This window comes from Dolichospermum sp. UHCC 0259 (assembly GCF_009711935.1).
Taxonomy (GTDB): domain Bacteria; phylum Cyanobacteriota; class Cyanobacteriia; order Cyanobacteriales; family Nostocaceae; genus Dolichospermum.
In genome coordinates, this window is sequence record NZ_VIKX01000006.1 from 1 (window position 1) to 23,970 (window position 23,970).

The window sequence follows — 23,970 nt, forward strand, 5'->3', positions numbered from 1 at the left end:
ATTTCTCCATAAAGGGAGCGGTAGAACCGAAAAGATTAGAAGCTAAAGGTTTAGGTCATCCTGCTTTAGTTGTTGATATGAATGACCCAACCTGGACTCTATCTATAACTCGTGGTGTTGAAGCTGCTTTTGCATTAAGTTGGGAAGTTCTCAGTTCTGCTGCTCAAGAATTAGGTTGTTTACTGAGTTTGTTTGCTTTAGCTCCTATTCCTTGGTCACTTGTGGAAAGTGCTGCACCTGAAAAAGATACAGAAGATTTAGAAGATGCCAGAATTGAATTAGAACAATTACATCTTTTGCAAAGTGAAGATAATTGTTATCAATTACATCAACTAATTCGTGAGTTTTTGAAAAAGAAGCAAAATAATTTAGCTTCTGGACAACAACAAGTATCTCACTTCTGCCAAGCAATGGTTGATATAGCTCAAGAAATTCCAGAACAACCAATACAGAAAGATATTCAAAGATTCAAATTAGATATACCCCATTTACAGGAAGTAGCAGATCATTTACTGGATACTATGAGTGATGAAAACTTAATTTGGCCTTTTTTGGGAGTAGGAAAATTTTATGAAGGACAAGGATTATATAATGATGCAGAACCTTGGCTAAAAAAATGTGTATCATTGCTAAAACAGCGTTTAGGTAATGATCATCCTCATGTTGCTTACAGTCTTAACCATTTGGCAGGACTTTACAAATCTCAAGGTAAGTACAACAAAGCAGAACCTCTCTACCAACAAGCTTTAGCTCTCTTGCAAAAACTGCTGGGTGATGATCATCCTGATGTTGCTACCAGTCTCAACAATTTGGCATTACTTTACGAAGCTCAAGGCAAGTACAAGGAAGCAGAACCTCTCTACCAACAAGCTTTAGATCTCAGGCAAAAACTGCTAGGTGATGATCATCCTGCTGTTGCTACCAGTCTCAACAATTTGGCATTTCTTTACTATTCTCAAGGCAGGTACAAAAAAGCAGAATCTCTCTACCAACAAGCTTTAGCTCTCAGGCAAAAACTGCTGGGTGATGATCATCCTGCTGTTGCTACCAGTCTCAACAATTTGGCAGGACTTTACCATTTTCAAGGCAAGTACAAGGAAGCAGAACCTCTCTACCAACAAGCTTTAGCTCTCAGGCAAAAACTGCTGGGTGATGATCATCCTGATGTTGCTACCAGTTTCAACAATTTGGCATTCCTTTACCAATCTCAAGGCAAGTACAAGGAAGCAGAACCTCTCTGCCAACAAGCTTTAGCTCTCAGACAAAAACTGCTGGGTGATGATCATCCTGATGTTGCTACCAGTTTCAACAATTTGGCATTCCTTTACCAATCTCAAGGCAAGTACAAGGAAGCAGAACCTCTCTACCAACAAGCTTTAAATATTTTTGAACAACGATTAGGAGTAGATCACCCTCATACTATTATTGTTCGTGGTAATTTTGAACGTTTACGCAATCATTAAGTAAATGCCGTTAATCTTAAAGCATTTATTTTCAGACAAATCTATTGGATAGGATAACAATAGCTTTGTTTAGCAATCTGATATTTTGCGTTAAGATTCTCATTCCTATACCCTGTATGAGAACAAGAAAAAAATTTTTAGATAAGGAGATTAAGGAGAACGATAGGTAATTATGAAAACTGATAAACTGTTTTACCGACTATTTTTATCTCAGCCAGGATTAATTACCGAGTTAATCCCAGAAATTCCCAAAGATTGCGAATTTACCTATAGTGCGCCCGGAGTCAAAGAAAAAGGATTTGAACTAGATGGACTATTAACACCGATTGCCAAGGATCTAAATTTGCCTTTGGTATTTTTAGAGGCACAGATGCAGAGAGACCCCAAATTTTATGGGCGGTATTTTGCAGAGATTTTTATGTACCTATATCAGTACAACGTCAAGCAACCTTGGTACGGATTATTAATTTTACCCAACCGACAGGAAGATTTAGGCTCAGACATTCCCTACCAATCGTTGTTAACAAGTCAAGTCAAACGGTTATATCTAGAAGATTTGTTACCATTAACAGATTTGAGTCCCAATCTGTCATTATTGAAATTGCTGGTAGTCAATGAACAAGATACAGCCCCCTTGGCACAGGAGATTATTAATAGTGCGGACACAGAAGAAGAACTGCGCCGACGCATAGATTTGGTAGAAGCTATACTTGTTAATAAATTCCCACAACTCAGCACAAAGGAGATTTTGAAAATGCTAAACCTGAAAACAGCAGATGTCACCCAAACACGGTTTTATCAGGAAGTGTTTCAAGAAGGACAGCAAGCAGGACGACAAGCAGGACGACAAGAAGGACAACAAGAAGGACGACAAGAAGGGGAAACTGGTCTAGTGCTGCGTATGTTGACTAAGCGGTATGGATTGCTGTCTTTAACTCAACAAGAGCAAATAAGAAGTTTGAATATAGAGCAGTTGGAGAGTTTAGGGGAGTCTTTGTTAGATTTTACAGAAATATCCGATTTAGATGGGTGGCTTTTGGCGCATTTGTAGAAAAATAGAATTTTTGGCTGAGGAGATTAAGGAGAACAATAGGTAATGTAATTATGAAAACTGATAAACTGTTTTACCGACTATTTTTATCTCAGCCAGGATTAATTACCGAGTTAATCCCAGAAATTCCCAAAGATTGCGAATTTACCTATAGTGCGCCCGGAGTCAAAGAAAAAGGATTTGAACTAGATGGACTATTAACACCGATTGCCAAGGATCTAAATTTGCCTTTGGTATTTTTAGAGGCACAGATGCAGAGAGACCCCAAATTTTATGGGCGGTATTTTGCAGAGATTTTTATGTACCTATATCAGTACAACGTCAAGCAACCTTGGTACGGATTATTAATTTTACCCAACCGACAGGAAGATTTAGGCTCAGATGTTCCCTATCAATCCTTGTTAACAAGTCAAGTCAAACGGTTATATCTAGAAGATTTGTTACCATTAACAAACTTGAGTCCCAATCTGTCATTGTTGAAATTGCTGGTAGTCAATGAACAAGATACAGCCCCCTTGGCACAAGCGATTCTTAATAGTGCCGAAACAGAAGAAGAACTGCGCCGGCGCTTAGATTTGGTAGAAGCTATACTTGTGAATAAATTCCCACAACTCAGCACAAAGGAGATTTTGAAAATGCTAAACCTGAAAACAGCAGATGTCACCCAAACACGGTTTTATCAGGAAGTGTTTCAAGAAGGACAACAAGAAGGACGACAAGAAGGAGAAACTGGTCTAGTGCTGCGTATGTTGACTAAGCGGTATGGATTGCTGTCTCTAGCCCAACAAGAGCAAATAAGAGGTTTGAATATAGAGCAGTTAGAGAGTTTAGGCGAGTCCTTGTTAGATTTTACCGGAATAGCCGATTTAGATGCGTGGCTTTTGGCGCATTTGTAGTTATAAAAATTTTAGAATAGCCTTCTAGGAAACGAATATTAATTTTCACAGACAGACTTGCCGTAAGCTATACTGCATAACTTCTGTATTCTGTATTTCTCCATGAATTTAGTCTGGGAAAGATTGACTTTATCTTCTTTACCACTGAAAGAATATTTGTCTGGTAGTTACCTACATCGGTTTCTGGTGGGGCTTTTGCTGCCTTGGCGACAAAGTAGTATCTTAATGCAGTGGGGAGATATTATTGCTGTTGGCTTACTTAGCCTTATTTATGCTCTCGCACCTTTTGTTTCTACGACTTTAATCGGTTTATTGTTGGTGGCTTGTGTCGGCTTTTGGCTGATGTTGACTTTATCGGATGATAATACATCAGCAAATGCGGCTTCAGTTACTCCTATTCACCTGCTAGTGTTGCTGTATTGGAGTGTTGCTGCCATATCAACGGCTTTATCACCGGTGAAAAAAGCGGCTTTGGCTGATTTACAAACAGTAACTCTTTATTTGTTGCTGTTTGCCCTTTGTGCTAGGGTGCTGCGAGTCCCCCGGTTTCGGTCTTGGCTGATTACTCTTTATTTGCATATATCCCTGATTGTCAGTGTTTATGGGTTGCGACAATGGTTTTTTGGTGCGAAGGCTTTAGCTACTTGGGTTGACCCGGAATCGCCTTTGGCTAAGACTACCAGGGTTTACAGTTATTTGGGTAATCCTAATTTATTGGCTGGATATCTTTTACCGGCTGTGGTTTTAAGCTTGGTGGCTATTGTGGCTTGGCAAGGTTGGATTAGGAAATCATTAGCATTAACAATGTTTCTTGTCAATGCTGCTACTTTAATTCTTACCTTTAGTCGTGGTGGTTGGATTGCTTTGTTGGTGGGATTGTTTACTGTGGCGGTATTGCTGATTTATTGGTGGAGTATAAAAATGCCCCCATTTTGGCGAACTTGGTCTTTACCTATTCTGTTAGGAAGTGTGGTGGGGTTATTGGTGATAGGGGTGCTATTTGTTGAACCTTTCCGGGTGCGGGTTGTGAGTATATTTGCTGACCGCCAAGACAGTAGTAATAATTTTCGCAAAAATGTCTGGGAATCTGTTTTTCAAATGATCCGCGATCGCCCGATAATTGGTATAGGACCTGGACACAATTCTTTTAATAAGATATATCCTCTCTATCAACGTCCTCGGTTTACGGCTTTAAGTGCCTATTCTGTGTTTCTAGAAACGATTGTGGAAACTGGCTTTTTGGGTTTTACCTGTTTCCTGTGGTTAATAGTCGTTACTTTTAATACGGGATTTTTGCACCTGCGACGATTAAGAGAAACTAGGAATATAGAGGGATTCTGGTTAATTGGGGCGATCGCTAGTATGCTAGGTATACTTGGTCAAGGTCTATTTGATACAGTCTTCTATCGCCCTGAAGTTAATACCCTCTGGTGGTTTATGGTGGCTTTAATTGCCAGTTATTGGCAACCTTTGGCTAGAAGTCATTAGTCAGTGGTCAGTGGTCAGTGGTCAGTGGTCATTTTTCTTCTTCCTTCTTCCTTCTTCCTTCTTCTTTCTTCTTTCTTTCTCCTGACTCCTGACTCCTGACTCCTGACTCCTGACTCCTCTCCTCTAATACCTCTTCATTGCCCTTTGCATATCTCTTTGATCATCACGACGTTTGAGGCTTTCGCGTTTGTCGTGGAGTTTTTTACCTTTACCCAGGGCAATAACTATTTTTACCCAACCCCGTTTCAAATACATTTTGAGGGGGACTAGGGTTAAACCTTCCTGTTGTACCCTACCAATGAGTTTACGTAGTTCTTGTTTATGGAGTAATAATTTGCGGGTTCGTCTGGGTTCGTGATTAAAATATGCACCGCTGGAGGTATAAGGAGAAATATGCACGTTAATTAACCATGCTTCACCGTCACGAAGCAAGGCATAACCATCTTGCAAATTGGCTTTACCGGCACGAATTGACTTAACCTCAGTTCCTGTCAATTGAATACCCGCTTCATAGGTTTCTATGATTTCATATAAGAACCGTGCTTGCCGATTATCACAAATAACTTTGTAACCTTCACTCTGTTTATCACTCATCAAAAATCTTCTTAAGTTTTAATAAATACGCCTAAAAATTTCTTTAGACTGGCTTTTTCTTTAATTGTAATCCAAAGAGACTGGTGATTAGTGATTGACCAAAAATCATCTCTCTTTTTTGGAGATTATGTAAAGTTTTATGAACAATTTGTGAAAATTTAATATTTTCTTTAGAAATCATTGATGATGTCATCATGAGTAAGTAATCTTGTCATAGTATTAGAGATAGAATTAGTATTCTTGCTTGTGTCTATTAAGATTTGTGATTACATTCAATTACTCGACCAAAAGATTATAGGGGTGTACTATCCATGCCCTTGACTATTCTTGTCGCAGATGACGATTTAGGTACACGCCTATCTATTAGTGACTATCTTGATCTGTCCGGGTATAATGTTATAACTGTTGATAATGGTGTAGATGCTTTGGCTATGGTTGAGAAGCGTCATCCTGATTTGATGGTGACAGATATTATGATGCCACAGATGAATGGCTATGAATTGGTACGTCGTGTTCGTCAACTATCGGCGTTTCGATTATTACCCGTGATTTTGTTAACAGAGAGAACGAAAACCCAAGAACGAATTTTGGGATATCAGTCTGGCTGTGATTTGTATTTGCCTAAGCCTTTTGAATTAGAGGAAATAGCCGCTGCTATACGTAATTTATTAGAGCGATCGCAAATCATCCAATCAGAATGTCGTTTTATTTATCAGGAAGAAATCAGTTTTGCCACATATACAAAAGCAAAAAACGGTCATATTTCTATACCTAATCAGGTGCAACAATCTCAGGTATTGACACCGCTAACTGTGAGAGAACAGGAAGTTTTAGACTTATTAACTCATGGTTTGTCTAATGGAGAAATTGGTAATCATTTACATTTAAGTCCGCGTACAGTGGAGAAGTATGTGAGTAGTTTATTGAGGAAAACTGAAACTAGTAACCGGGCAGAATTAGTTAGATTTGCGATGAAACATGGTTTGGTAGAATAGGATTTTTGCCAAAATTTACATTTTTAGTCTGGTAATATTCAGTTAAATTGAGTATTTTGAGAGTGTGTTAGTGAGTCTATAACGCACCAAAATTTAACCCGGCTAAAACTTACAAATAGATGCTGTTTGCAGGGGACATTGTTTAGAGATAAGTGGATTTTCTAAAAGATCAAGAACAGTTAAATTAGTCAAATTAGATAAAGGTTTGATATCCCTGATTTGATTTAATGAAAGTTTAAGTTCAGTTAAATTAGTCAGATTAGACAAAGATTTGATATCCGTGATTTGATTTGCTGAAAGACCAAGATAAGTCAATTTAGTCAGATTAGACAAAGATTTGATATCGCTGATTTTATTTAGCGGAAGGTCAAGAGAATTCAAGTTAGTCAGATTAGACAAAGGTTTGATATCCCTGATTTGATTTTCTGAAAGGCCAAGTTCAGTTAATTTATTGAGATTAGACAAAGGTTTGATATTGCTGATTTGATTTTTATCAAGGTAAAGAGAAGTCAAGTTAGTCAGGTTAGCCAAAAATTTGATATTGCTGATTTGATTTTTATTAAGATAGAGAGAAGTCAAATTAGAGAGATTAGATAAAGGTGTGATATTGCTGATTTGATTTTCTGAAAGGTAAAGAGTAGTTAATTTAGTCAGATTAGACAAAGGTTTGATATTGCTGATTTGATTTGCTGAAAGGCCAAGATAAGTCAAATTAGTGAGATTAGATAAAGGTGTGATATCGCTGATTTGATTTCCCGAAAGATCAAGTTCAGTCAATTTATTGAGATTAGACAAAGGTTTGATATCGCTGATTTGATTTTTATTTAGGTCAAGTTTAGTCAATTTAGTTAGCGTTTGATTAGCTTGACTACAATTTTGGGTTTTAGCAACTTTTAATAATGCTTCTACCGTTCCCCTAGTCTGTTGAGGTAAACTGGCTTTTTTTTGACACCATTCTGTAAATGTCTTAGGTATTTTTGTCGGTGCTGCGGTGACTTTTGGAGTATAAAATCCTAACGTCAAAATAAAGATAGTGGTGGGTACTAAAGCTAGTTTCATCATTTTACAAGTTATACGAAAAAGATACGGTAATTTTACCATCTTCACAACTTGTAAAATAAGTCTGCTTTTAGCTATTTTTGGGACGTTTTAGGGGGATAGAATTAATCGGACCGAGAATTTGATTTAAATCCCGCAATTGTTCAGCCGTACCCATACAAATTAATGTATCTCCCGACATTAAAACAGTATCTCCGGTGGGTCCACCAATAAGTTTACCATCAAGGCGGCGAATTGCCAGAACTAATGCACCTGATTGCGATCGCAATTTGGCTTTTTGTAAACTTTGACCAACGAAGGGACACCTATCCGTATCTAGTAAAAATTCTTCCATATATAACTGACGGTCTGTACCAGAGAGAATCCCATCCACAAAGTCTAAAATTTGCGGTCTGAGGGCTGCTGCTGCCATGCGTTTGCCGCCGGTGATATACGGTGAAATTACGGCATCTGCGCCACCACGTTGTAACTTTTGTACCGCTTCTTCTGTACTAGCGCGAGCGATCGCTCGAATATCTTGGTTCAGTGTTTTTGCTGATAAAACAGTATATAAATTTTCCGCATCTGAAGGTAAAGCCGCCACAATACAAATTGCTTTAGTAATGCCAACTTTTAACAAAGTATCGTCTAACGTGGCATCACCTTGAAAAACAATATAACCAATTTCCTGAGCTTTTTGTACAGATTCTAATTCCGAATCAATAATTACAAAAGGAACAGCTTCAGCCTGAAATTCCTTAGCAATTTGTCGCCCAGTGCGGCTAAATCCACAGATAATATAATGTCCTGATAATGATTCCATTAAACGCCTTTGTTGTCGGAGTCGAATTCCTTCGAGAAAATAGCCTTCAATGACTGCGGCTGTAAATCTATTGACAATATAACCAAGATTGACCACACCCATTAAAATCAAAGCAATTGTAAACAACCGTCCCCGACTACCTAATGGGTGAGTTTCCCCATAACCGACAGTTGCCAAAGTAATCACAGTCATATAAGCTGCATCTTCCCATCTCCAGCCCTCAACAAGGGAATACCATAGAGTCCCAATTAGGGAAATACCAGCTAAAGCAAGCGCCCCAGCCATTAACTCCTTTTGAATACGTTGATATTTTTGTTCAAGGGTAGAATACACAGGCAATTAAGAATTTGGGATAGGAGTCAGGAGTCAGGAGTCAGGAGTCAGGAGTCAGGAGGAAGAAAGAAGGAATAAGGAATAAGGAATAAGGAATAAGGAATAAGGAATCAGGAAGAATATGAGAAAGTGATATTTTTTTGATAGGTTTAAAGATTATTCCTTGCACCTTATTCACATTTTATTTCCCTACAACTCTTGATTTATCAAGGTTTTATGTTTATATGGTTAAAACCACGCTACGCTATCAGCAAGCCCGAATTAAGAATTAAAAAACTTCTAATCTAGGGATTCACAATAAATAATATTTGCACAAATATGGGTGATTTTTCCTCTTCCTTCTTTCTCCTGACTCCTGACTCCTGACTCCTGACTCCTTGACTCCTAAAATCATCAGAAATTTTGAAAGATTTGTGAGAATCTAGTAGAGTATTACGATACAAGCTTTTCAGGAGTAGCGGTAGTGAGCGTGCAAACTCTAATTGAACAAGCCACGAACCCCCCGGAGTCAGGTATTATGCCATCTACACCTTTTGATGTTGATAGCTTTAATGGGGCTGTCATGTCTACCTATGGACGGTTTCCTTTGGCTTTAGAACGGGGTGCTGGTTGCCGTGTTTGGGATAGTCAGGGCAACGAATATCTGGATTTTGTCGCGGGTATTGCCACTTGTACTCTAGGACACGCCCATCCAGCAATGGTAGAGGCTGTAACTAGACAAATCCAGAAATTGCATCATGTTTCTAATTTGTACTATATTCCTGAACAGGGTGAATTAGCGAAATGGATTGTTAATCATTCCTGTGCAGATAGAGTATTTTTCTGCAATTCTGGCGCTGAAGCCAACGAAGCAGCAATTAAACTAGCGCGGAAATATGCCCATACTGTCCTAGAAATTGCTAACCCCATAATTTTAACTGCCCATGCCAGTTTTCACGGACGGACTTTAGCAACCGTGACTGCAACTGGACAGCCAAAATATCAAAAACACTTTGATCCTTTAGTTCCTGGTTTCCACTATGTAGATTACAACGATATCAGAGCAGTAGAAGCTGCTGTTACTGAATTAGACGAAGGTAATTATCGCGTAGGGGCAATTTTAATTGAACCATTACAGGGAGAAGGTGGAGTTCGTCCTGGGGATGTTGCCTACTTCAAACGCTTACGGGAGATTTGCGACGAAACGGGCATTTTGTTGATTTTCGACGAAGTGCAAGTTGGTATGGGACGCAGTGGTAAATTATGGGGTTATGAACATTTGGGAGTAGAACCAGATATTTTCACCAGTGCGAAAGGTTTGGGCGGTGGTATTCCCATCGGTGCGATGATGAGTAAGAAATTCTGCGATATTTTCCAACCAGGAGAACACGCGAGTACATTTGGTGGTAATCCCTTTGTCTGTGGTGTGGCGCTGAGTGTTTGTGAGACTTTGGAAAAAGAGAATATTTTACAGAATGTGGTAGAACAGGGCGCACATTTACGAGAAGGATTAAAAGCGATCGCTCGTCAATATCCTCAGCATATCTCAGAAGTGCGCGGTTGGGGTCTAATCAATGGTATGGAAATCAAAGCCGATATTCCTTTAACAGCCCCTGAAGTCGTCAAAGCTGCTATGGCAGAAGGTTTATTACTTGTTCCCGCAGGTCCCAAAGTCGTGCGGTTTGTTCCCCCTCTCATTGTCACAGATGCAGAAATCAAACAAGCATTAAAAGCTGTAGAAAAGGTATTAGCTAAACTAACAGCCTAACTGATATAGCAGTATGCACTCCTTGTGAGATCCAATCAGCAAATCGTCAACCCTGTAGGGGCGGGGTTTCCCCGCCTGGGTTTCTATAATAATTCGTAATTCGTAGTTTTAATAATTATCAATTACGAATTTTTTCGGTTTATATTTCTATCATTGATTATCACATCTAAAGTTAATTATCATGAAATCCAATAAAATATTTAGATTAAGTTCACTGAGAACCTCAATTCATCTAGACGGCTGCAATGTTACCCATTATCAAGAACTGCATAAATTCTCTTCTGAAGCCGAAGCAGAAGCCTTTTTTAACGAAAGTATTCAAGAATTACTCACACATGGTTGGTATGATGTCGAATCTGTGACCGTAGATGAAAATAACAAAGATTTTACTCCAGATGAATTGTATGGGATGTTCTTAGAACTAAAAAATCAAGTAGATGAATTTGCCAATGCAATTATCAAACCTTCTATAGAAATTACCCCCTATTCAACAACAGAAACTACCTTATGGCAAAGTAAATTTGGTGGTGTACCTTACCTTCCTAAAAATACGACCTATCCTGAAGCACCAAATGGTACTCCCCTCCATCTTTTAGCACAAATCAACTTTTCAGAAACGCCGAATTTAGAAGATTTACCAGAAAAAGGGATTCTTCAGTTTTATATCGAAGCATCAGGTGAAACAGCCTATGGAATTGAAGAATATCCGCAATTAAAACAAACAACTTTTCGAGTTATTTACTTTCCTGAACCAGATTTGAATATTGATAATCTCCTAGACAACTTTGATTTTTTACCTCCAGGAATAGGTTTACCATTAGTAGACTGTTTGGCTTTGAATTTCGCTATAAAATCAACTCCCATGAGTGCATCAGATTATCGCTTTAGAAACTTAGTCAAAAGCCATTTTCCCATATTTCAACAAAGTAATTTAACCAAAGCAATGGAAAACTCTTTAGAAGAACTAGTAGATGATTTTATCAATGAATATGAAGAAAAATATGAGGATTTACTAGGAGGACACCGTTTAGGAGGATATCCCGCATTCGTGCAAAATGATGATCGTGAAGATTTGCAGGAAGAGGAAGGTTACGATTTTCTGCTATTGCAAATTAACTCTGATGATGAACATTCAATTATGTGGGGAGATGAGGGAGTTGGTAACTTTTTTATTCAACCTTCTGCACTGAAACAGTTAGATTTTTCTAAGATTTTGTACACCTATGCTTGTTGTTGAGAGAAGATGAATTAGGTTTATCAGTTCTAGCATTGCCTTTATGATAAAGAATCTAATTGTTGTAGGTTGGGTAGAACGAAGTGAAACCCAACATTAGCGGTAGAATCTCAAGGGGTGTTGGGTTTCGTTTCTCAACCCAACCTTGTATCTTAGAGGTATGTTAGAAGAAGTAATCCGATTTGAATAGTGAATTTACTGGCGACAGAATTTTTCATTTATCTAAACCACACTCTCGTTTCTCTATTCCTTTGCGTCTCTGCGTGAGATAAAAAAGATGTAGTTCATTTACCTAAAAATCTCTATAAACAGTCCATATTCAGCAAAAACTACTTAGCTTGGTCTACAGCAATTCTCACTTTGAAAAAATAAGGTCTGAATCACGGATTAGACGGATTGCGCTGATTTCACGGATTTTAGCAACTTTTATCATAGCAAATAACCAATCCGCGTAATCTTTTAATCCGTATAATCCGTGATTCTCACTTTTGAACTTAAGGGTTTAAATATCATGAAACCTTAAAATGAGAATTGCTGCTTTGTCTATTAGCTAACAGAAATATCCACGATATATTGTTATAAATAATTTGACAAGTTCATATTGATTCCCAGGGTGTTATCTGCCATAAACACCACCTTGAGGAAATATATGCGCTATCAACTCTATGGCAAAAAACGTAGTTTTTCTGTAATACCTGCTATTAAATTTGTCACTGCTACGTTTTTTTTTTGGAACTTTAATCTATTGTGGTTTTTCTACCGGTTCGTTCATGATTTCTTATGTTACATCCAACTTAAACATTATTCGCCCTACCTCAATTACTGGTACTAAAGAACAGGAAAAGTGTGAGGCGAAAAATGCAGTTTGGCGTGATCATAAATGTTGGGACTCTGTTGAAAATCCTTAATTTTAAATTATATCAATTGATATGTTTCTGTGGTGGAGAAGTTGTGGTTGTTGGTTTGGAAATTTCTTGCTTGTAAAAGCGGACTACCTTCTGCACGTAATCAGCCGTAAAGCCCTGATTACAGCCCGTATAATTACCAGTCATCCACCAACAAGCGACACCACGCACAGCACTATTTTCATTATTTTTAGTGGCTGTAAATTGCTTATTTAACTCCCGGTTAGTAATACAGGAAATAACTTGACGGGCTATTTTCGGATCATTTTCAAACTGAGTTGGTGTTAATTCTTTTTTCAGACAAGTTTTTGTCCAACCTTTGATAGTTTCTGGTTTAACTTGCCAGTCGCTATAATAGCCATCATTGCGCTTTTTTGTTTTAGGTGCAGCGAGTCGCAAAGCTTCTACCATTGCTGCAACTTGGGTATCAGAAACAGGTTGTTTGGCTTGTGCTAAGGATGGTAAAATTCCTAAGCTGATAATAATGCCACTACATATGAATGCTATGGGGGATTTTTTCATGATTTTAAAAGTATTGAAAATGTGAATTAATGAATTACAACTCTTAATTATGTGATCTCATGTTGGGTTTCCTTGCGTCAACCCAACCTACGAAAAATTGGGATTTAATAAATCTTCAATAGCACTAGTTTGAGTGGGTAATGCGGCGGTTAAAACTTCACTCCCTGATTCTGTAACTAATACATCATCTTCAATGCGAATACCTCGCACATCTGCAAATTGTTCTAAACGTTCCCAATTAACTAAATATTGATATTGAGAACGAGTTTTTGGATCATTTAAAATTGCCGGAACTTGATAAAATCCTGGTTCAATTGTGACTAACATTCCTGGACGTAAGGGACGATTTAATCGTAAATAACTTAAACCAAAACGGCTACTTCTGCTTCTGCCCTGATCATAACCGGCGATGTCTCCCAAATCTTCCATATCATGAACATCTAAACCTAAAAGATGTCCAATTCCGTGAGGAAAAAATAAAGCATGAAGATCCATTTTTACCAAATCTTCTGGTTTACCTTGCAAAATTCCTAAATTTACTAAACCTTCAGCAATGATAGTTGCTGCTAACAGATGAATTTCTGCATATTCTACACCAGGTACTATGTTTTGAATACAAGCATCATGGGCAGCTAAAACAATATCATAAATGTCTTTTTGGGTTGATGAAAACTTACCAGAAACAGGCCAAGTGCGGGTAATATCAGCCGCCCAACCTGTTTGGGTTTCTGCACCCACGTCGGCTAAAAGTAAATCTCCTGGTTGCAGGGAGTGGTAATAATGATTATTGTGTAAAACTTCACCATGAACTGTAACGATGCTGGTGTAAGCAGTGGTCATATTCTGAGCCATAATTACTGCTTCCATTGCGGCACGGACTTCTGATTCTTGTTTAGCTGAAGATGTTGCTGCCATTCCTGCCTTGTGTGCTGTTACACTGACTGCTGCTGCTTTACGTAATTCTATCAATGCTGCTGCATCATGGGTAAGCCGCAGAGAAACAATGGCTTTCGCTAGTTCTAAATCAATGCCTTCGAGTTGAGTTTTTGGTAAAATGAATCTATCTAAAAGTTGGGTTTGCTGTGTCCAAGTGGTTGCATCTTGTACTGGCAAAGTCGCCACGTTTTCTAAGTAATTTGCTAATTCTGCCATTGTTTTGGCTTCATCTGCGCCTATTTTGGCGGCAATTTCTTCACGATTTGGGGTTTCTCCATGCCAGAGGGCGCTACTGGGGTGGGGGTCATCTATAAATAGTTGTAGCTTGCCACTTTCTAGGCGTATGGCGGCGTTTTCGAGAGGGATGCCGGCGAAATAAAGGAAATGGCTATTGGCGCGGTGGGGGAAGGTATTGGCAGGGAAGTTGCGGGAACTACTACTACCTGACCAGAGAACGGCGGGAAAGTCTATGATTTCTGCGAGTTTTTGGCGACGGTGACGGAGAGTTTCTGGGAGGGTTGTGTGCATAGGAGGAATAGATTTGGGTTTCTCGCAGAGACGCAAAGGCGCAAAGAGGTAGATTAAATTATGTGATTATTTCAAAGGAATGAATTTCTAAAACAGAACCAATCATTGCTGCTGTCATTAAGTCTTCTCGGATTTTTCCGGTAATTTTGGCTTTTTGTCCGGCTTTGAGTAAGGTTTTATCGGAACTTTTGGGGATTTCGTAGGTAACACCATCTTCGGTTACGAAAGCCCAAGCACCAAGTCCAATATTTCGCCGTTCGATAGTACCAGTAGTTGTAATAGTCATTTGTCGGTTGTCAGTTGTTAGTTGGTTAGGAATGGGTAATACAGCACTTCCCAGTGTTATGAGATCCAAGAACCCCACCCCCAACCCCCTCCCCGCAAGCGAGGAGGGGGCTATGATTACCAATTACCTAATTAAGCAGTTTGTCCGTCTTTTTTTAATGCTAACCGGGCTAGTCCGTAGCAAAGTAAAGCATTGACGAGGAGGAAGATTCGGGCGAGGTTACTATTTCCTAAACCCCAAACGGCAGGATCATAAATAGCACTAACTGTGAGGAAAGTTGTTATTCCTAATGTTGCACCAATGGCAAACCATTTCCCAGTAGGATGTCCTAAGAATAAGGCTATTAACAGAAAGGGAATGAGGACGCTGGCAAAAAGCGGATTTAGTGCGTCTGTTCCCTGTAAGGTGTTGCCTAATTCGGGAATGGAACTACCTAAAATTCGGAACGGCCATTGGGGAAGATCAAAGATATACAATCCTTTGAGGAAGAATAAGCCAGAACTTCCGAAAATTAAGCCGCTAGATAGAGACCAACTCCAAGCGAAGGGGAAATAGGTTCGTAAAAACCAAGCGAGGAGATAAGAACCTACTACCATGAATATTTTAGGGACTAATGCGATCGCTCCGCCATCTATCCAAAAGCCGGGATTTAGATAACCTTGTTCTCGCAACCACCGGAAAAAGTCGGGAACACTAATGATACCGTCGCTGGCTAATTTAACCGCTGCTTCGGCGTTGAGTTGTCCAGCCCCATAATAGTTCAAACCGTCGTCTTGAATGACTCTAGCTGACTGTTGGAGAACTTGCAAAATCTCATCAGGTTCTTTGATTCCCAAGGCTTTGATTAGTGCCGCTACACCCGCAACGTGGGGAGAAGCCATACTTGTGCCTTGGAGTCCGAGAAATACGCCTTCACCTTGTTCATTGATAGTTTCTTGGAGAATAGCCCCGCTTTCACTCCCTCCAGGGGCAGAAATATCTACACCGGCACCATAATTAGAATAGGATGCTCTTTCACCGTCTGGTCCAAAGGCGGAAACACCGATAACATGATCATAACGGGCAGGATAGCTCACGCCGTTGGTGTCTTCGTTGCCGGCGGCGGCAATAATGGTTACACCTTTGTTATGGGCGTAATTAACAGCATCTTCCATGAGTTGGCTAGAACCACCACCACCTAAGCTCATGTTAATGATGTCTGCGCCGTTATCAGCCGCAAATTTGATGGCTTCGGCAATGTCGGCTACTGTTCCTGAACCGTCGGCATTTAAGACTTTTAAGGGCATGAGATTGGCTTCGTAGGCTACTCCCGCGACACCATAGGCATTATTGGTGGCTTGGGCTACTGTACCAGCAACGTGAGTTCCGTGTCCGTTGTCGTCTTTGGCTGCTTCTGTGTCGTTGACAAAATCGTAGCCTTTGACAAATTTGGTTTCATATAAGTCGCGGACTTTGGTAATGCCCGTATCAATAACGGCGACGGTGATACCACTACCTTTACTCCGTGTCCATGCGGCTTCTACGCCAATTTTGTGTAAGTTCCACTGTTTGCTGTAATACTGATCATTGGGACCAATTAAGGAAGAATTTGGTTCTTCATTTTGGGGTGCTAACAGTTCTCCTAACCAAGTGGCTTTACCTTGGGGAACGATTTTATAAATGTAATTTGGTTCAATAAATTCTGTAGCTTTAGCAAAGGGAGATTTTCGTAATTCTGTGAGTCGTTGGCGATCGCCTTTGATAATATAGACATGATCCACTGCTGAATATTTATTATCCAGTTGGGGGGTAACATGATATTGTTGAGCGATCGCTCGTAAATCCATCTCAATCACACTTTCTGCCACATCTTCCCGAAAATCTAGCAAAATTGTCTCAAACTCACCTTTCGCTGCCAGTCCCTGAAAATTCAGAAACCCAAATACAGCCGCAGTCAGTCCAATCACAAACAAGCACAATAATATAAGTTTTTTCATCACCGCTTCTTGTCAGTTTGCTCACTACCATAACTTATTTAGTAGGTAACAGGGAATAGGAAACAGGGAATAGGGAAGAGAAAATAAGTATCAAGATGATGCAGCTTTATTGTAAAATATAGCCACTGCCTTCATGAAATTAAGACATTGCTCTGAAGTCATGTTCTCTGGTCGCAAGGTAGTGGATAAAGAATATTTTAAAATCAAATTTCTCACTTCCTGAGAGTTTAAAGCACTCAAATTAACTGCCTTCATAGACCAAACGCCAAAAACACGACTTTCGATAGGGGTACATTCAATCAACTCTGGGCTATGGTGGCGGGGGTCAAGGGAAATCCGATGGTAAGTTTTACTAATTATTGTGCGATCGCCTTCCAATATCTGCAAAAATACAGAATCCCCATAACATAGTAGTCCCGTAACTCCATCAAATTGGTTATTTTTCTCCGATTTCTCCATAATATCCTTGAGATCGTGATACCCCAGATTAGATTGTCCATAGCTACTGTAAATTAAACGGTATAAAGTCATTTATTTTTCTCCCCTAGATTACTGGTTATTTGTCTATGAAATAGTTAAATTGCTATATTGTAAAATAGTATTTGGTGGATTGTTAGAAAAAATTCTATCTTCTTACCTATTTTCTCATAAAATTAACGACGCTCCTCTCAAAGAGGCATTAAGAATTATTATGGAACGTGGTCTTTTCTGGTTGCCTTTGTTAGTAGCATTTTTCTGGTTAGCTTGGCAAGGTTCACAGGAATTTAAAAAACTTCAAGCTTATCAAATTTGGGCAGAACAATTTGAACGGGCAAAATATGATATTTATGCAGTATTAGCTCAAAAAGGTAATGATATCACCTGGGGAAAACCCACCACAAAAGGACCCATTGAATTAGAAACTTTTTCTTTATTGGAAGTTCAAGAAATCCGCCTTTTAGTTAATGATCATGTAGTAGACACAGAAAATCCTCCCCAAAAAGGTCGCAAAATCGAATTAGACTTTTTATTAACTACTCCTAAATCAATTCGTGTTCCGTTTACAGAAGTTCCCCTAGCCGCAGAATGGGGTAAATTTTTGCAAAGGACATTAAAAAATTTGCAGATATAAACTTAAGTAGGGGCGGGGAAACCCCGCCCTGATTTCCTGATTTCTATTCAGCGAAACGAATTTTCAGATAATCATCTTCCATTTTCGCCCCTGCTGGTTGTAGTGCAGCTAAAGCTTGAGGTAATACTAAATTACGACGATGATTGCCAATAGTAATATTTAACTCATCTCCAGTTTTACTTAATTGCACTTGGCTTTTGGGAATATTCGGTAAATAGAGTTCTAAACTGTATTGGTTATTCTCTTGCACAACTCTGAGAGTAGTTTCCTTATAATAAACTTGAGTTGGATCTTCATCTTTGTAGAGAGTTTCTTTCAATCTTTCCAAAGCCGCCAATCCACACAATTCTTCAGAGTAGAGAGGAACTTCTTTCACTGGCAAAGGTAAGAAATTATCATGAATTTCCTGACGATATTGTTCTTGATTTTCCTTCCAGCGTTGGAAAAATGGGTCTGTCACCTCTTGAGGAATAATCCGGTTAGCAATCACTAAATCTGTCGCTACATTATACAAACTCAAATAGGCATGAGCGCGAAGAGATTCTTTAATTACCATCTTTTCGGGATTGGTGACTAGACGCACAGAGGTTTGAGTATTGTCAGTTAAAACCTTTTCCAAAGCTTCAATTTGCTCATAAAATTCATAAGGTGCGTCCATTACCTCCTTATCTGGTAAAGAAAAACCAGCAATAGGTTTGAAAAAAGGTTCTACCAGTGGTCTGAGGGCAACGGAAATATTTTGAAACGGTTTATAAAAACGACGCATATACCAACCGCCAACTTCAGGCAAACTTAACAGCCGTAATGCCGTACCAGTAGGGGCAGAGTCAATAATTAAAACCTCATATTCTCCGTCATCATAATGACGTTTCATTCTCACCAGTCCGAAAATTTCATCCATACCCGGTAAGATTGCCAATTCTTCCGCCTGTATGCCGTCCAAACCTCTGGCTTGTAAAACTTGGGTAATGTAGCGTTTCACTGCCCCCCAATTACCTTCTAATTCTTGCAGGGCATCTAATTCTGCCCCCCACAAATTAGGACGAACGAGACGGGCATCATGGCCTAATTCTACGTCAAAGCTATCTGCAAGGGAATGGGCGGGGTCTGTACTTAAAACTAATGTCCGATAGCCGAGTTCAGCACAACGGAGTCCAGTGGCTGCGGCAACGGAGGTTTTACCCACGCCACCTTTCCCTGTCATTAAAATTACTCGCATTAATTATTCCTTACGCCTGGATTTTATTTACATTTATTTACATTATGATTGGTTTTTCCCAGAAATGAAATGTTGCTTAATTACATCTAAACGGGAACAGTGCCAATAATCAATATGGGAAACAATTAAACCCTCAGCATTGAGACGTAATTCACTCCAACCAGAAACGGAAATATAGGGTTTCCAGGGTAATGGCGAATTCCAACTCATTGTCCATTCAGTTTTAATAATTTCTTCCTGAGATTGGATGTTATGTAAATCTAGTTTGAGATTGAAGAAAAAAGTTTGAATGAATTTAATCATCCATTTATAAAGTTCAAGTCCCCGAAATTTGAAAACAGCATCTTGAAAATAAACGTCGTCGGCATAAATGCTGTAAGTTTGATTTTCAGGAAATCTAGCATAATCGGCTTTGATGGTTTCAATAATATTCATAATTAACAGGAGTCACGGAAAGAGGAGTCAGGAGTCAGGAGTCAGGAGTCAGGAGAAAGAAAGAATCAGGAGTCAGGAGAAAAGAAGAAGAAGTCAGGATGATTGATTTTAACTTGGTTAATTCTTGTTTATTACTGATTTACAAAATTACCGATTACAGTTTGTAGCTTGACTCTGGCACAATCTCTTTCTTCTACAGGTAAACAGGATAAAGCAAATTCAAACTCATCTATCTTTTCAGTTAAGGCATTGACTAATTCTTGTTTACCTTCTGCGAGACTAAGTTCGGATTGGCCTAGATCAATTTCTATAGATTCTAAAGATCCTAAAGTTCCCAAAATTAAGCTATTTTTGCCATTTTGTTCTACTAAATCAAGTTGATCTTCTAATTCAGGGCTAATCATTTTTGATTTAGTGATTTCTAAAATTTCTTCTGTTGTACATTCTAAATCAGTTTGGGCTTCTCTTAATAGTTGTGCTGCTTCTTTCAGTTTTTCATTGGCTAGTTCTTCCATAATTTTTTTCTTCTCTAAAAGTAAAGATAATTCTTGTTGAGCATCTAATAATTCTTGCTGCTGTTCAGCGATTTTAGCGGCTTGGCTTTTGATTTGATTTTGAATTTGTGCAAGTGTCATCATCAGCATTCCTTAAAAATTAATCGAGTATTTTTTGTGCATTTTTTCTCTTGTTGTTGTTTGTTATTTATTCACAAGTTAGAGATATTTGATCATCTTTCCCTGATAAAAAATTTGGTGCGTTACGCTACCGCTCTAAGCGAAGCCATGCCCGCAAGGGCTTTACACACCCTACGGATATTTTTCATCATCAAACCGGATGTTTATATGGGGTTTTTGCCTACTTTAGACAGATTTTGGTAGATGTTGGCTACCCTCAGCTACTTAAATATTGCTCAGAAATCATAAGAATACCCGGTAAGTGGGAAACTCAGCGGCTTTAGCCCTGAGAGGGAAACGACACTTCGACAAGCTCAGTGACCGCACGGGCGGTTTTAACCGCTTTGAATCTTTTTTCATTACCGCCTTGGAGTTAGGAAATTCGGGGTACTTTTGTGATGTACTTTCAACGGGACAATTACCGATTCAAAATTCCCAACTCTGTACGCATAATGTGTTGCACGCGATGTGCCTCCCATTTCTGGGGTAATGTTAGCTTCGTCAATGTTTTAAGAGCTTTTTAGACTTGCAACACTGTTTCAGGGACTTTAAAACTGTTTAATTGCAAATGACAGAGCAGGGAACTAGCTACGCATTCCAGGGTGTCGTGACTCAAAAAACGTAGTCAGTGAAGACTTAGACTGGTCAGTACAGCTTGTAATTTCTTACAAGCTCAGTCCCTTTAGGGCTGAGTTACTGACTGAGGATTCCTAGATATACTTGAAGAAATTGACAAACAATTGCTATGTATGCCCATATTAGAGTAAAAATATTACCATAACCACTCTCACTAAAATAACTTTGGGTTATGAAAAAAGCTGTCTACTGGATAATGGGTGAAAGGGCAGGAAGAACCATAGTTGGGACTTGGAACTGGTTATGGGGAATGCCTGTAGAGTCTGGTGGTAAGGTGGCTGTAGCGGTTGCTGAAGAATCCCTTCAGTCCATGCAAGAAGCTGTTCAGAAACTAGCAGGAGCAGTGGCGGCTCAAGAAGGGGCTTATAAGACTGCCAAGCGCAAATATGAGGCAAAAATTACAGAATCCAAAACTCTGGAGCAACAAGCGATGATTGCTCAACGGAGTGGTAATGAAGAAGCTGCGCGAATGGCTATGAGTAAGGCGATTCAAACGGAGCAAATTTTGCCGAAATTAGAGGAGATGGTTAAACAGGCAGAAATGGCTGTTAAGGCTTCTAAGGATAAGCTCAATCGTGAGAGGATAAAGCTAGAAAGCTACAAAGCGGATATGCAGAACATGAAGGATATGTCAGAGGTGAATGAAGCTCTGGCGATGATTGCTAAGGTCAATAATGAATTTGATATTGGCTCGGCTAAGAGTGATTTTGAAAAGGCTAAGGGGGCTGTGGAACGTCGAAATTTACAGACGGAAGCTTTGGCAGAATTATCGGAAAATCCTACCGAAAAAATGCAAGCTGAGATTGAAAGTATGACATTAGATGACGAAGTTGCTCGTCGTTTGCAAAGATTACAAGATTCCCCATCTAAACAATTACCAGAATAATTAGGAATTTATGAGTCAGAGAAGCGGTCCACCTCCTATTGTGTTTATTTTGCTATTTTTAGGGCTTTTGGGTGGTGGTTACTGGTGGTTTTTTATGCGTAATCCTGCCCCAATTTCGACAACTACGCAGCCAGAAAATAATTCGCCTACTGGTGTGACTTCTGAGGCTTTCCCCTTACCAACGACAGTGGCCAGTGGTACGACTGTAAAAATAGACGGTTCTACGAGTATGGTGACAATTAACCAAAATCTCAGGAATGGGTTTGAGAAACAGTTTCCTGGTGCGAAGGTGGAAGCTATGGGGAATGGGACTGATAAGGGGATTCAGGATCTCTTGGCTGGTAAAGTGGATATTGCGGCGGCTTCTAGACCGTTGACAGCACAGGAGCAAGGTCAGGGATTGAAGGCTGTTACTGTAACACAAGATGCGATCGCCGTGATTGTCGGTACGGGAAATCCTTTCAACCAGGGATTAACCAGTAGTCAAATTGCAGATATATTTCAGGGAAAGATTAATAATTGGTCAGCAGTGGGGGGACCATCTGCATCTATCCGCGTCATTAATCGTCCAGCAATTAGCGGCACACACCAAACATTTAAAGAATTGGTGCTAAAAAAGGCTGAATTTGGCAAAACTCCTAACATTACCACACTACAACGAGATGCTACGACTCCGCTAATTCAAGCCTTGGGAACAGATGGGATTGGTTATGCTACCTTTGCTCAAGTTGCTAATCAAACAAGGGCGCGAGTTCTATCTGTAGATGGGTTGACTCCAGATGCAGGTAATTATCCTTATCAGCGATCGCTGTATTATGTCTATAAAGACCCTGCTAGTGCCGGAGTGCAAGCATTTTTAGGTTATGCTACTTCACCTCAAGGACAACAGGCTTTAACATTAGGCAACTAAATCTAGGCAAAATTAGCAGTTAGATTTGGGAGTTAGAGGTTAAAATGAGTTCTGACTCCTAAATTCTGACTTTTGTATTCTATTTTATTTATACTATCTTCTGTGACTAGAACTCGTGAACCCTTAATTAGTTTGGCACTGTATCACGCCTTTAAGTGGTCGGTGGTGAGTCCCGCATTACACGCATACTTTCGGGGCAAGATTTATGGCGCAGAAAATGTCCCCCAATCTGGTGCTGTCATAGTTGTTAGTAATCATGCTAGTTATTTTGACCCTCCCATAGTTTCTAGTTGTGTCCGTCGTCCCGTCGCGTACATGGCTAAGGAAGAATTATTTAAAGTTCCTGTTTTAGCACAAGCAATTAAATTATACGGCGCGTATCCTGTCAGTCGGGGCAGTGCTGACCGCAATGCAATTCGTTCTGCTTTAGAGTATTTAGAAAATGGTTGGGCTGTGGGTGTGTTTTTAGAAGGTACACGCACCGCTGATGGTCGCATTCATGACCCGAAAAGAGGTGCAGCCCTCCTCGCAGCTAAGGCTAAAGCTCCTTTTTTACCAGTAAGTTTATGGGGAAGTGAGCAGATTTTACAACCGGGTTCTTCTCTACCCCGTTCTGTACCTTTAACTATTAGAATTGGTCAGTTAATTGATGCTCCCAGTTCTACTAATAAGGAAGAGTTGGAAAGAGTTACTCAAATGTGTGCGAAGGCAATTAATGAGATGCACGATTTAGGCAGGTAAAATTGATTACAGGGTAGGTAAGATGTCTACCCCACAAGAGTTTTCAGCATAAATAATAATGCGTTTTTATGTAAGTCAATTTACTCAATTATCTTCAACCTGTATGTAGTCAAATTGAAGATTGGTCAAGTATCCGTCAGGTATTGCCTTTTATTCCTCAAATTGTAGATAGTTTAGATACTTTAATAAGTGAAAATATAGCAATTCAATCTCCATTAGTTATGCAACCAATATGGAAAACGGTTGGTAAGACTTCCAAACTTTATCAAAACTGTTTAGATATTTTTGTCTGGAGTAACTTTGGTTTTACCCGGCTTTTCTTTGATATCACTAAAAGATTAGCTAAATCAGAAGAAACCATCCAAAGACCTATGCGTTCTGTTGTCTGGTTGGCAAAAATGTTATATGAATTTGCTCTTGTTGGTAAGATAAATCATAAATTAGTTATTGATACATTAACCTATAACACTAAGAATGATAAAGCCTTTGCTTTAAGTGGTTCTAATACTCGTCCTTATATGATTTGTGATAATTTGGTTAAAC

The 23,970-nt window shown here is 39.3% G+C and carries 26 protein-coding genes; 13 read left to right on the top strand and 13 right to left on the bottom strand.

Annotated features, from left to right (window positions below):
• The first annotated feature begins 8 nt into the window (after positions 1-8).
• From FJR05_RS00730 to FJR05_RS00745, 4 genes are all read left to right on the top strand, one after another.
• On the top strand, positions 9-1,463 hold the full coding sequence (locus FJR05_RS00730) for a tetratricopeptide repeat protein (RefSeq protein ID WP_371416761.1): 1,455 nt from the start codon (positions 9-11) through the stop codon (positions 1,461-1,463).
• A 172-nt stretch (positions 1,464-1,635) separates the two neighbouring features.
• Positions 1,636-2,514: a DUF2887 domain-containing protein gene (locus FJR05_RS00735; RefSeq protein ID WP_168642348.1), complete on the top strand. Its 879-nt coding sequence runs from the start codon at positions 1,636-1,638 to the stop codon at positions 2,512-2,514.
• Between the two features lie 53 nt (positions 2,515-2,567).
• Entirely contained in the window at positions 2,568-3,410 is an 843-nt protein-coding gene (locus FJR05_RS00740) for a DUF2887 domain-containing protein (RefSeq protein ID WP_168642349.1), read from the top strand.
• Positions 3,411-3,512: 102 nt separating this feature from the next.
• Complete coding sequence (locus tag FJR05_RS00745) at positions 3,513-4,898, top strand: IctB family putative bicarbonate transporter (RefSeq protein WP_168642350.1); 1,386 nt, start codon at positions 3,513-3,515, stop codon at positions 4,896-4,898.
• A gap of 123 nt (positions 4,899-5,021) precedes the next feature.
• On the opposite strand, the gene smpB is transcribed toward FJR05_RS00745, so the two are convergent.
• Entirely contained in the window at positions 5,022-5,492 is a 471-nt protein-coding gene (smpB, locus tag FJR05_RS00750; protein ID WP_027400847.1) for an SsrA-binding protein SmpB, read from the bottom strand.
• Positions 5,493-5,535: 43 nt separating this feature from the next.
• Entirely contained in the window at positions 5,536-5,688 is a 153-nt protein-coding gene (locus FJR05_RS00755; protein WP_168642351.1) for a hypothetical protein, read from the bottom strand.
• 115 nt (positions 5,689-5,803) lie between these two features.
• Between FJR05_RS00755 and FJR05_RS00760 the strand changes: the two genes are divergently transcribed.
• The gene (locus FJR05_RS00760) at positions 5,804-6,487 is read left to right on the top strand and encodes a response regulator transcription factor (RefSeq protein ID WP_168642352.1); all 684 of its coding nucleotides are present in this window, start codon (positions 5,804-5,806) and stop codon (positions 6,485-6,487) included.
• 102 nt (positions 6,488-6,589) lie between these two features.
• Here FJR05_RS00760 and FJR05_RS00765 read toward each other — a convergent pair whose 3' ends face one another.
• The 3 genes from FJR05_RS00765 to FJR05_RS00775 all read right to left on the bottom strand — a co-directional run bounded on the left by FJR05_RS00765 (position 6,590) and on the right by FJR05_RS00775 (position 9,124).
• Positions 6,590-7,549 (bottom strand): leucine-rich repeat domain-containing protein, encoded by a 960-nt coding sequence (locus FJR05_RS00765; protein WP_254446613.1) that lies wholly within the window; start codon positions 7,547-7,549, stop codon positions 6,590-6,592.
• A 67-nt stretch (positions 7,550-7,616) separates the two neighbouring features.
• The gene (locus FJR05_RS00770; protein ID WP_174783539.1) at positions 7,617-8,633 is read right to left on the bottom strand and encodes a TrkA family potassium uptake protein; all 1,017 of its coding nucleotides are present in this window, start codon (positions 8,631-8,633) and stop codon (positions 7,617-7,619) included.
• Positions 8,634-8,965: 332 nt separating this feature from the next.
• Positions 8,966-9,124: a hypothetical protein gene (locus FJR05_RS00775; RefSeq protein WP_168642354.1), complete on the bottom strand. Its 159-nt coding sequence runs from the start codon at positions 9,122-9,124 to the stop codon at positions 8,966-8,968.
• Positions 9,125-9,144: 20 nt separating this feature from the next.
• On the opposite strand from FJR05_RS00775, the gene FJR05_RS00780 reads away from it, so the two are divergent.
• Positions 9,145-10,428, top strand: coding sequence for an aspartate aminotransferase family protein (locus FJR05_RS00780; protein WP_168642355.1), 1,284 nt, complete (start codon positions 9,145-9,147; stop codon positions 10,426-10,428).
• 181 nt (positions 10,429-10,609) lie between these two features.
• Entirely contained in the window at positions 10,610-11,665 is a 1,056-nt protein-coding gene (locus FJR05_RS00785) for a YwqG family protein (RefSeq protein WP_168642356.1), read from the top strand.
• 917 nt (positions 11,666-12,582) lie between these two features.
• On the opposite strand, the gene FJR05_RS00790 is transcribed toward FJR05_RS00785, so the two are convergent.
• From FJR05_RS00790 to FJR05_RS00810, 5 genes are all read right to left on the bottom strand, one after another.
• Positions 12,583-13,089 (bottom strand): hypothetical protein, encoded by a 507-nt coding sequence (locus FJR05_RS00790; RefSeq protein WP_174783537.1) that lies wholly within the window; start codon positions 13,087-13,089, stop codon positions 12,583-12,585.
• 87 nt (positions 13,090-13,176) lie between these two features.
• Complete coding sequence (locus FJR05_RS00795) at positions 13,177-14,553, bottom strand: aminopeptidase P family protein (RefSeq protein WP_168642357.1); 1,377 nt, start codon at positions 14,551-14,553, stop codon at positions 13,177-13,179.
• Between the two features lie 58 nt (positions 14,554-14,611).
• On the bottom strand, positions 14,612-14,839 hold the full coding sequence (locus tag FJR05_RS00800; protein ID WP_168642358.1) for a hypothetical protein: 228 nt from the start codon (positions 14,837-14,839) through the stop codon (positions 14,612-14,614).
• A gap of 131 nt (positions 14,840-14,970) precedes the next feature.
• Positions 14,971-16,815, bottom strand: a complete 1,845-nt coding sequence (locus FJR05_RS00805; protein WP_168642359.1) for a S8 family peptidase — start codon at positions 16,813-16,815, stop codon at positions 14,971-14,973.
• Positions 16,816-16,905: 90 nt separating this feature from the next.
• Positions 16,906-17,346 (bottom strand): BLUF domain-containing protein, encoded by a 441-nt coding sequence (locus FJR05_RS00810; protein WP_168642360.1) that lies wholly within the window; start codon positions 17,344-17,346, stop codon positions 16,906-16,908.
• A 160-nt stretch (positions 17,347-17,506) separates the two neighbouring features.
• Here FJR05_RS00810 and FJR05_RS00815 point away from each other — a divergent pair, with 160 nt between their 5' ends.
• A complete protein-coding gene (locus FJR05_RS00815) occupies positions 17,507-17,926 on the top strand; it encodes a hypothetical protein (protein ID WP_168642361.1) in 420 nt (139 codons plus the stop codon).
• A 43-nt stretch (positions 17,927-17,969) separates the two neighbouring features.
• Here the strand turns inward: FJR05_RS00815 and FJR05_RS00820 are convergent, their stop codons facing one another.
• Positions 17,970-19,145 (bottom strand): TRC40/GET3/ArsA family transport-energizing ATPase, encoded by a 1,176-nt coding sequence (locus tag FJR05_RS00820; RefSeq protein WP_168642362.1) that lies wholly within the window; start codon positions 19,143-19,145, stop codon positions 17,970-17,972.
• Between the two features lie 42 nt (positions 19,146-19,187).
• Positions 19,188-19,580: a DUF2358 domain-containing protein gene (locus tag FJR05_RS00825; protein ID WP_168642363.1), complete on the bottom strand. Its 393-nt coding sequence runs from the start codon at positions 19,578-19,580 to the stop codon at positions 19,188-19,190.
• Here FJR05_RS00825 and FJR05_RS27515 point away from each other — a divergent pair.
• Positions 19,561-19,686, top strand: a complete 126-nt coding sequence (locus FJR05_RS27515) for a hypothetical protein (protein ID WP_256376161.1) — start codon at positions 19,561-19,563, stop codon at positions 19,684-19,686. The genes FJR05_RS00825 and FJR05_RS27515 overlap by 20 nt on opposite strands.
• 25 nt (positions 19,687-19,711) lie before the next feature.
• Here the strand turns inward: FJR05_RS27515 and FJR05_RS00830 are convergent, their stop codons facing one another.
• Positions 19,712-20,218, bottom strand: a complete 507-nt coding sequence (locus tag FJR05_RS00830) for a hypothetical protein (RefSeq protein WP_168642364.1) — start codon at positions 20,216-20,218, stop codon at positions 19,712-19,714.
• 844 nt (positions 20,219-21,062) lie between these two features.
• Here FJR05_RS00830 and FJR05_RS00835 point away from each other — a divergent pair.
• The 4 genes from FJR05_RS00835 to FJR05_RS00850 form a co-directional block, all read left to right on the top strand.
• Entirely contained in the window at positions 21,063-21,776 is a 714-nt protein-coding gene (locus FJR05_RS00835) for a PspA/IM30 family protein (protein WP_168642365.1), read from the top strand.
• Positions 21,777-21,786: 10 nt separating this feature from the next.
• Complete coding sequence (locus FJR05_RS00840; RefSeq protein WP_168642366.1) at positions 21,787-22,686, top strand: phosphate ABC transporter substrate-binding protein; 900 nt, start codon at positions 21,787-21,789, stop codon at positions 22,684-22,686.
• Positions 22,687-22,788: 102 nt separating this feature from the next.
• Entirely contained in the window at positions 22,789-23,427 is a 639-nt protein-coding gene (locus FJR05_RS00845) for a lysophospholipid acyltransferase family protein (protein WP_168642367.1), read from the top strand.
• Positions 23,428-23,558: 131 nt separating this feature from the next.
• On the top strand, positions 23,559-23,970 hold a 412-nt coding region (locus FJR05_RS00850; protein ID WP_371416762.1), incomplete at its 3' end, for a HindVP family restriction endonuclease.